The sequence below is a fragment of the Streptomyces aurantiacus genome (assembly GCF_001418335.1).
In the GTDB taxonomy this organism is placed as follows: domain Bacteria; phylum Actinomycetota; class Actinomycetes; order Streptomycetales; family Streptomycetaceae; genus Streptomyces; species Streptomyces aurantiacus.
Map to the genome: position 1 here is coordinate 1 of NZ_LIPP01000354.1, position 8959 is coordinate 8959.

The following is an 8959-nucleotide window of genomic DNA, read 5'->3' on the forward strand; positions in this document are numbered from 1 at the left end:
TCGACGGATCGATGGATCGACGGATCGGTGGATGTCGACGTACGACTCGCTGATCATGCGACCCCGGCTGATGGAGCCGCATCCGAATATCCGAGGGCGGCGGACGGCGCCGTCGAGTCGACGCCCTAGGATCCTTTGGGTCTTCAAGCATGGCTGGAGCGTGGGCCTCGTACGCCTTGTACGCCTCGTACTCCTCATACGCCCGCGCGTTCGTCCGAAACGACCAGAAGCGCTAAGGAAACCCCATGACTGTTCCCCCCACCAACCCCACCCAGACCCCGGCGGCCTCCACGTCGCCCACACCCTCGCCTCCCACCTCTCATCGCGCCGGGTCGCGCGTCACGCGGCGCGGGCTGATCGGTGCGGCGGGTGCGGTCGCGGCGGGTGCCGTGCTCACTCCTGTCGTGATGGCCAACACCAACTCGGAGGCGGCCGACGCGAACACCACCGACGCGGACACCACCGCCTCGGAGCCCGGCACGACTTCCGAGACGTTCCCCGAGACCCGCGCCAAGACGGCCACGGGCGAGGCCCCCGTCGAGGCCGCCTTCCCCATCGGCTACGTGGGCGTGCGCTGGACCGGTATCCGCGAGGCAACCGGCGGCGGCATCCGGCTGACCGACGCCGACGGTGCCAAGGGCGCCTGGAAGTCCCTGAGCGGCAGCGGCTGTTCGGACAGCGAGGGCGGAGGACTGCTCATCCCCGCGGACAAGGCCACCGGTTACGAGCTGAAGGCCCCGGACGGTGCCACGGAGCTGCGGTCGCTGGCCATCGACACCACCCGGGGCCCGGCCCGCAAGGTCGCCGTGCCGCAGGACACCACACGGATGCGCGGCGTCGCGTATCTGTCGCGCGCGGCCTGGGGCGCGGACGAGAGCCTGCGCTTCAAGCCGGACGGCACGGAGAACACGCCGACGGCGTACTACCCGTTCCAGACCCTCACGGTGCACCACACCGCCACGGTCAACGACGACGCGGACCCGGCCGCCACGGTGCGCGCGATCTACCAGTTGCACGCGATCACCAACGACTGGGGCGACATCGGCTACCACTTCCTCATCGACGAGAAGGGCCGTATCTACGAGGGCCGTTACTCGGGCAAGGACGGGGCCCCGGCCCACGACGCGGACGGCAACCTCGTGACCGCCTTCCACACGAGCGGCTTCAACTCGGGCAACCTCGGCATCGCGCTCCTCGGCAACCTGATGGAGCAGGGCCCGACCGACGCCGCCCGCGGTGCCCTCACCCGCCTGGTCCGTGCCCTGACCCGCCTGCACGGGGTCGACCCGGAGGCCAAGGTCACGTACACCAACCCGATCAACGCCACCACGAAGGAGGTCGACGAGATCAGCGGTCACCGCGACTGGTTGTCGACGGAGTGCCCCGGCGAAGTGATGTACGACGAACTCGCGGCCCTGCGGAAGGCTGTGGCGGGCGGCGGGAGCTGAGCCCAGAGGCATGTCCTTGGTGGGCGCGCTCTCAGCGGGCGTGCCCTCCCGCACGGGTTGCCGTCGCGGCGGGTCCCGCTACCGTAGATTTCCGTATACGCGACAGATTCCCGGTATATGCGACGAAGGGGTCCAGATGGACGCGGAGTTGGCGGCGCTGGCGGCGGCGGGGGCCACGGCTCTCGTGCAGCAGATGGTGACCGACGGGTGGGGGAACGTACGGGACCGGGTCGTCGTCTTCTTCTCGCGGGGGCGCGAGGAGGAAGCGGTGCAGGGCGAGTTGGAGGCATCGCGTGCCGACCTCGTAGCGGCGCGGGACGCCGGTGACGAGGAGGCCGCGGACGACGTGCGGGCGTCCTGGCGCGTCAGGCTCCGGCGGACCCTGCGCGACGACCCCGCGGCGGCTGCCGAACTCCGCGCGCTGCTGGACGAGTTGGCTCCGCCGCCCACGGGCCCCGCAACGGTCACCGTCCACAACACCATCAACGACGGCACGCACCACGGCGTGATCCAGGTAGGCCTGGTCTACGGCTCGTCGACGGTCGGGGAGACCGGGAGGACCGGGGAGACCGGGACCGGGGAGTACCAGCGGCGCGAGTAGGAGGTTCTCGGCTCTCGGGATCCCGAGAGCCGGACCGGCGTCGTCGCGGGGTCAGTCCTCCGCGTCGCGGACCAGGAGCGCGATCTGAACCCGGTTCTCGGCCGACAGCTTGGCGAACAGGCTGCCTGTGTGTGCCTTGACCGTCGCGACGCTGATGTGCAGCCTTTGGGCGATCTCCGGGTTGCCCAGGCCGTCCGCGATGGCCCGAGCGGTTTCGAGTTCGCGTTCCGTCAGTCCGGACAGCTGTTTCCGTGCGGCGTCGCGGGAGGACGTGCGGGCGTGAGAGGACTGCGGACCGGTGGCCGCGGCGATCACTCGGGCCGTGGCCGTGGGGGACAGCACGGGGGTGCCGTCCGCGACGGTCCGCACCGCGTCGAGGATCCGCGCCGGCGGGGTGTCCTTGAGGACGAACCCGAGCGCTCCGGCGCGCAGTGCGCCGAGCACCAGATCGTCGGAGTCGAACGTGGTCAGCATGAGCACGTGGGGCGGCACCGGCCGGGTGAGAAGTTCCCGGGTCGCGCTGAGACCGTCACGGCCGGGCATCCGTACGTCCATCAGTACGACGTCCGGTCGCTGCTCGTCCACCACCGTGATCGCGGTGTTTCCGTCGGCCGCCTCCGCGACGACGGTCAGGTCCGGTTCGCCGTCGATGACGAGCCGCAGTGCCATGCGCACCAGTTGGTCGTCGTCGACGATGACGACACGCACCGGCTCGCGCTCGCTGTCCACTCATGTCCTCTTTTCGTGGGTGGGACTCGGCCAGGGTAGTTGTGCGGTGACGACGTATCCGTCGTCGGATGTGGGGTGATGGCTGAGCTTCCCCCCGGCGAGGTCGACTCGTTCGGCGAGGCCGAGCAGACCGAATCCCGATGCCGGTGGCGGGGGAGGCGGCGGTGCGGTTCTTGTGGCGGCTGAGAAATTGTGGACGCTCACGTCGAGTCTGCCGCCCGCCGCGCCTTCGAGGGTGATGCGGATGTGTGCGCCCGGAGCGTGTTTGGCGGCGTTGGTCAGTCCTTCCTGTACGACCCGGTAGCAGGTACGTCCGACGACGTCGGACGGCGTTCCCGTCACGGTGGTGGCGAGGGTGACGTCCAGTCCGGACGTGCGCGCGTCGGCCACCAGGTCGGGGATTCCCTCGAAGGAGGGCTGCGGTGCTTCCGGGTGACCTGGGTGACCCGGGCGTCCGGGGTGGCCGAGGTGGCTCAGGCGGTCCGGGTCCGCCCGGAGCACACCGAGGACGTCCCGTAGTTCTTCCAGGGCCAGGTGGGAGCCCTCGGCGATGCCGCGGACCAGCACGCGGCTCTCCTCGGCTCCGAGGTCGCCGCGGTGGTCCAGCACTCCGGCCTGCATGGCGACCAGGGAGATCCGGTGCGCGAGCACGTCGTGCATCTCGCGGGCGATCCGGTTGCGTTCCAGGGCTCGTGCCTGCGCCGCTCGTGCGGCCTGTTCCCGTTCCGCGCTCTCCGCCCGGTCGCGCAGCGACCGCACTTCGACCCGCCGCGCGCCGATGGCCATGCCCGCGGCCACCGCGATACCCGCGGTCAGCGCCGGGAACGTGACCTGCAACCACAACGAGCCGGGCGAGCTCTCCACCGGATAGAACCCGACCGCGAACTGTGACGCGGCCACGTAAGCCAGCACGACGAGCCCGATCTCCACCGGACGACGGCGGGTGGAGATCGAGCCCAGTGCCACGAGCGCGGCGCCGCCGGCCAGTGCCGATGCCGTCGAGGCGATCGCGACCGTCAAGGCGACGGCGAGCGGGAACCTCCGCCGCCACAGAATCGCTGTCAGACAGCCGAGAGCCACCAGCGGATCACCGATGAGGAACCAGGCGCCCGTTTCGGCGGCCTGCCACTTCAGCAGCACACCGGTGGAGAGCCAGGCCAGTACGCCCAGTGCCGCGGCGGCCACCAGCCGCGAGGTCTGCTGCCACCACCCGAGCCGTGGCGCGACGTCCATGTTCACCTGGCCATTGTCGTGGAACCGTGCGGCCGGCGAGTCGGGCCGAGGGTTGATACGACCTGTACCGAAGTCGAATCACCACCTCGCCCGTGGGTGAAGACGTGTCGAGCCCCCGGGCCGATGTGCCCGGCCGCACGCCACGGCCAGACTCGTTCACGTGCCGAGCGGCAGGAACGGCGGCAGCAACGGCGGTCGGATGGTGCGGCCCGTTCCGACCCTCCTTCGCACCTCTTCAGGACTCTTGCATCCCTCCAGGAGGACATCAGATGCGCAGAACCCTGTCCCTCGCCCTCGCCGCCACAGCGGTGGCGGCGGCGACTGCGGCACCGGGCGTGGCGGTGGCGGCGACGCCGGACACCGTGCGCTGGGGCCCGTGTCCCAAGGACGTCGCCTCGCCCCGCCTGGAGTGCTCGACGCTCGAAGTCCCGCTGGACTACCGGCATCCGGCCGGGCGGCAGATAGAGATCGCGATTTCCCGGCTGGCCGGCGAGAAACCCTCGCAGCGTCGCGGCGTTCTGCTGACCAACCCGGGCGGTCCCGGCGGTTCGGGGCTGGGTTTCCCGGCCGTTCTCGGCAGCTCAGGGCTGCCGCAGAAGGTGCTGGACTCCTACGACGTGATCGGCTTCGACCCACGAGGCGTCGGCCGCAGCACACCGGTGACCTGCGATCTGACGACGGAGCAGCAGTACCGCGGCAACTTCCCGCCGTACGCGCACACCGCGGCCGATGTCGCGCGGGAGGCGCCGAACGCGCGGGCCGTCGCCGAGCAGTGCGCCACCTCCTCGACAGCGTGGATGCTGCCGCACACCACCACCGCGAACACCGCGCGCGACATGGACCGGATCCGGGTGGCGCTGGGGGCGCCCAAGCTTTCGTACCTCGGTTATTCCTACGGCACCAACCTCGGTGCGGTGTACGCGACGATGTTCCCGAAGCGTGGCGACCGGATCGTGCTCGACAGCAACCTGGGCCCCGGCGGTTACGACATCACGGCCATGCGGATGTTCGGCCGTGGGCTGGAGGACCGGTTCCCGGACTTCGCCGCGTTCGCCGCCGCGCGCCCCGAGTACGGGCTGGGCACCACGCCGGAGCAGGTGACCGCGAAGTTCTTCGGTCTCGCGAAGCGGTTGGACGCGAAGCCGGTCCAGGGCATCGACGGGACGATGTTCCGCGGGTTCACGTTCGACCGTCTCTACGTCGATGCGCTCATGCCCGAGGTGGCCGAGTTCTGGCAGGCGCTCGACACGGACCGGCCGGTGCCGCCCGTACCGCTGCCGCCGGACGTCGAGAACCTCATGGCGAGCCGTTTCTACGTGGTGTGCGGTGATACGCGCTGGCCGGGGACGGTCCGGGAGTATCAGCGCAATGTCGCGGTCGACCGGGTGAAGTACCCGATGCTGGGCGGGTCGACGGCAGGCATCGGACCGTGCGCGTTCTGGCCGGACAAGCGGGTCGAGCCGCAGGTGCGCATCGGTGACCGGGGCCCGTCGAACGTGCTCATGGTGCAGAACGAGCGCGACCCGGGAACGCCGCTGGCCGGCGCCCGGAAGCTGCGGCAGGCGTTCGGCGAGCGGGCCACGATGGTGACGGCCGACCAGGGCGGACACGGTGTCCATCCGTTCGGCCCCAACACGTGCGCGAACGACACGGTGACGGCGTACCTGACCACCGGGCGGCGCCCGACACACGACCTCGCCTGCGCGGCACAGCCGAGCACATAGCAGGCGCGGGACCAGCGGAATCCGGTACAGGAGCGGGAGCAGGAGGGGAGTCATGTTCAAGGAGTGGCGGCGTCGTCGGGCCGTGCAGCGTGTGAAACCCGGCGACGGGCGGGCGTTGAAGCGTTTCCGTTGGTGGCAATTGCCTTTCCGTGCGCTGTTCTATCTCCGGCTGACGTACGACGACGGCCGGCAGACGGTCTACGCCGTGGATGTGAAGCGTGGGCAGAACCAGTCGTCCGGCGAGGTCAAGGCCCACCTGTTCCTCGACGGCAGGCACCACGCCCGGTCCAGGCTCCCTGCCGCCTTCCCCGTCCCGGGCGGCACCGTGGAAGTCAGGATGAGCGCCTTCGGGCTCAAGCGCTGCCACTACGTCACCGCCGAGGGGACCGAACACCCACTCGTCCCGGACCGCCACTCCGCCGAAGGGCGCCGCGCGCACCTCGACCGCGCGCACCCCGCGCTGAGCCGCTGGATCGGCCTCCTCTCGGTGATCGTGCTCGCCATCTCCCTGTTCCTGCTCATCTCGCAGCTCATCGGGACCCTCACCCAGGTGGAGCCCGTCGCGCGGAGCATCGGGACGTTCACTTCGCCCGTCGATCTGCCGGCCTGGCTCAACACCGCCGTCGGGCTCGGCGCCGTGGTGGCCAGCACGGAACGGGCACTGCGGCTGCGCTACAACTGGCTGCTCGACGGCGGCGCGGGCTGACCGGGCTGCCAGAAGACGTGCTGGATAGCAGCAGCTCAGAGGCTTGGCGTTGCTCGCCGATCAGCAGGAAATGCCGGGGCGGTCAACGACTCAGGATCGAAATCAAGTTCTCAGATCTGGGTTCTCAGATCTGGTTCTGCCCGCCGTCGACGTAGATGTTCGCGCCGACGACGTAGCTGCTCTGTCCGGAGGCCAGGAACGCCACGGCGGCGGCGACCTCATCAGGACGCCCTATGCGGCCCTTGGCCACGGTCGCGGCGACGTTCTCCTTGACGGCGGACAGTATCTCCTCGCCGCCGAAAATATCGGCGAGTCCGGGAGTTTCGACCCCGCCCGGCGACACCGCGTTGACCCTGATGCCGCGGCCTTTGAGTTCGTTGGACCATGTCCGCGCGAATGACCGGACGGCGGCTTTGGACGCCGCGTACGCGCCGAACGCCTCCATGCCGTTGTCGGCGGCTGTGGAGGAGGTCAGGATGACCGAGGCGCCGTCATTGAGCAGCGGGAGCGCCTTCTGCACGGTGAACAGAGTGCCCCGGACGTTGACTCCGAAGGTCTGGTCGAAGTGGTCTTCGGTGGTCTGCTCCAGCGTGACGAACGCACCGACCGCCGCGTTCGCGACGAGCACGTCCAGTCCCTGTCCCCGGGAGCGGACCGCGTCGTAGAGCCGGTCCAGATCGGCCGCCTCGGAGATGTCGCCGGCCACCGCGGTGGCCCTGGACGGTCCGATGGTCTCGATGGCGGCGTCCAACGCGGTCTTGCGCCGACCTGTGATGAACACGTGCGCGCCCTCGTCCGCCAGACGTGCGGCGACGGCCAGACCGATTCCGGTGCCGCCGCCGGTGACCACGGCCGTCCTGCCCTCAAGCTGTCCCATGCAAGTGCCTCCATAGCGCTCTGTGTCGAGCCCTCTGCGTTGATCGCTTCGACAGCCATACTTCAGGCACATCCCGGTACGGTGCATCATGCAGAGTCCATACTTTTTTATGTATCGTCCAGAAAGGGGAAGTGCGTGCTCGGCTTCAGTGATCCGATCGCCGACGCCGTCGGTCTTCTGCGCCCTCGCACCGTGATCGACCCCGGTCTCCACGCGGCAGGACCGTGGGCGCTGCGTTTCGATCAGGCGTCGCATGTCAAGCTCGGTGTCGTCGCGCGCGGCGCATGCTGGCTGACTCTGGACGGGCACGAACCCGTACGGCTGGAGGAGGGCGACTTCTACCTGCTGGGCAACCCCCCGCCCTACGTCCTGGCCAGCACACTCACCGCATCACCGCGCCCCGCGAAGCCGGTGTGGGGAAGCGCCGAAGACGGTGTCGTACGCATCGGCCCGGAGGCGGAGGAAGACACCTACCTCTGCGGCGGGCACTTCTCGTTCGAGGACACGAACACCCCAGCCCTGACCCAGGTCCTACCGCGGCTCGTGCTGGTCCGTGCCACAGATCCCCGCGGCAAGCTCCTGGCACACCTCAGCGAGCTCCTGCTCTCCGAGACCGGAACCGGAACCGCCGCCGGCAGCTCTCTCGTCCTGAACCATCTCGCACAGGTCCTGTTCGTCCACATGCTGCGCGCCCACGCCGAACAGACGGACCAGCCCACCGGCTGGCTGGGAGCGCTCAACGACGACGGCATCGGTGCCGCGCTTCGCGCCATGCACACCGACGCGGCACACCCCTGGACACTCAAAGAGCTGGCCGGTATCAGCCACATGTCACGTTCCGCGTTCGCCGCATCCTTCAAAGGGCGGGTCGGAACCACTCCCCTGGAATATCTGATCCAGTGGAGAATGAGCCTTGCCCGCGACGCCCTGAGCCGCGACACGCGAACGATCTCCGAACTCGCGTTCATGATCGGCTACAAATCCGACAGCGCGTTCAGCACCGCATTCCGCCGGGTGGTCGGTTCCTCACCCAGACAATTCCGCGAATCATCGACCCGCGCGGTCAACGGCCGTCAGGATCACGGCCACTGACCTGTGCCGCGACAAGCACCCGTCCTCGAACCGGCCGCTCTCTCCAAGACCTCATCGCCATCGTGTCCGGCTTGCGGAATCGTGGCGTCGGCTTCACCTCGCTGCATGAGGTGCCCGCCTCGGCCGCCCGCCGGCCATGACCGACGAACAGGTACGTCACGCCCGCGCTCCCCGAGTTGACCAACACGGCAGAACTGCCCCGACCCTCCAGGTCAAAGGACTGATCACCGCCGCTTGCGGCTGGTGACACGGTTCTTACCGGCACCCCGATGGTGGGCGGACCTTCTGAGGTCAGGTCCGGACCATGAAGGGAGGCGTCCATCGTTCTCGGTTGTGCTGTCCTTGGTTGTAATGCGTCTCAACCAAGGTGCGTGAGGAAAGTGCGCCAGGCGTCGTGGCTGAAGACGATCGTGGGGCCGGCGGGGCGCTTGCTGTCGCGGACGGGGGTGTGGGTGGGGAGGTGGGTGGCTGTTTCAACGCAGTTGCCTTGGCCGCCGCTGTAGCTGCTGGCGCGCCATGCCGCTCCCGTGAGAGCGGGGGGTATGTGAG

At 69.2% G+C, this 8959-nt stretch carries 9 protein-coding genes; 5 read left to right on the forward strand and 4 right to left on the reverse strand.

Annotation, left to right across the window (positions count from 1 at the left end; genetic code table 11):
• Positions 1 to 245: 245 nt before the first annotated feature.
• Positions 246 to 1448: a peptidoglycan recognition protein family protein gene (locus tag AOK01_RS34920; RefSeq protein WP_079104013.1), complete on the forward strand. Its 1203-nt coding sequence runs from the start codon at positions 246 to 248 to the stop codon at positions 1446 to 1448.
• Positions 1449 to 1584: 136 nt separating this feature from the next.
• Positions 1585 to 2049 (forward strand): hypothetical protein, encoded by a 465-nt coding sequence (locus AOK01_RS34925; RefSeq protein ID WP_055518823.1) that lies wholly within the window; start codon positions 1585 to 1587, stop codon positions 2047 to 2049.
• A gap of 51 nt (positions 2050 to 2100) precedes the next feature.
• Here AOK01_RS34925 and AOK01_RS34930 read toward each other — a convergent pair whose 3' ends face one another.
• Positions 2101 to 2778 (reverse strand): response regulator, encoded by a 678-nt coding sequence (locus AOK01_RS34930; protein ID WP_055518825.1) that lies wholly within the window; start codon positions 2776 to 2778, stop codon positions 2101 to 2103.
• On the reverse strand, positions 2779 to 4017 hold the full coding sequence (locus tag AOK01_RS34935) for a sensor histidine kinase (protein ID WP_107100000.1): 1239 nt from the start codon (positions 4015 to 4017) through the stop codon (positions 2779 to 2781). It abuts the gene before it with no gap.
• A 263-nt stretch (positions 4018 to 4280) separates the two neighbouring features.
• On the opposite strand from AOK01_RS34935, the gene AOK01_RS34940 reads away from it, so the two are divergent.
• Together AOK01_RS34940 and AOK01_RS34945 are read left to right on the forward strand one after the other, a co-directional pair.
• Positions 4281 to 5735 (forward strand): alpha/beta hydrolase, encoded by a 1455-nt coding sequence (locus AOK01_RS34940; protein WP_055518828.1) that lies wholly within the window; start codon positions 4281 to 4283, stop codon positions 5733 to 5735.
• 52 nt (positions 5736 to 5787) lie between these two features.
• Entirely contained in the window at positions 5788 to 6441 is a 654-nt protein-coding gene (locus AOK01_RS34945) for a hypothetical protein (RefSeq protein ID WP_055518830.1), read from the forward strand.
• A 124-nt stretch (positions 6442 to 6565) separates the two neighbouring features.
• On the opposite strand, the gene AOK01_RS34950 is transcribed toward AOK01_RS34945, so the two are convergent.
• Positions 6566 to 7318: an SDR family NAD(P)-dependent oxidoreductase gene (locus AOK01_RS34950; protein ID WP_055518831.1), complete on the reverse strand. Its 753-nt coding sequence runs from the start codon at positions 7316 to 7318 to the stop codon at positions 6566 to 6568.
• A gap of 135 nt (positions 7319 to 7453) precedes the next feature.
• On the opposite strand from AOK01_RS34950, the gene AOK01_RS34955 reads away from it, so the two are divergent.
• Positions 7454 to 8410 carry an AraC family transcriptional regulator gene (locus tag AOK01_RS34955; RefSeq protein ID WP_055518833.1) on the forward strand — a complete coding sequence of 319 codons (957 nt, stop codon included), beginning with the start codon at positions 7454 to 7456 and terminating at the stop codon, positions 8408 to 8410.
• 358 nt (positions 8411 to 8768) lie between these two features.
• On the opposite strand, the gene AOK01_RS42080 is transcribed toward AOK01_RS34955, so the two are convergent.
• Positions 8769 to 8954, reverse strand: a complete 186-nt coding sequence (locus AOK01_RS42080; protein ID WP_079104014.1) for a DUF397 domain-containing protein — start codon at positions 8952 to 8954, stop codon at positions 8769 to 8771.
• Positions 8955 to 8959: the final 5 nt, after the last annotated feature.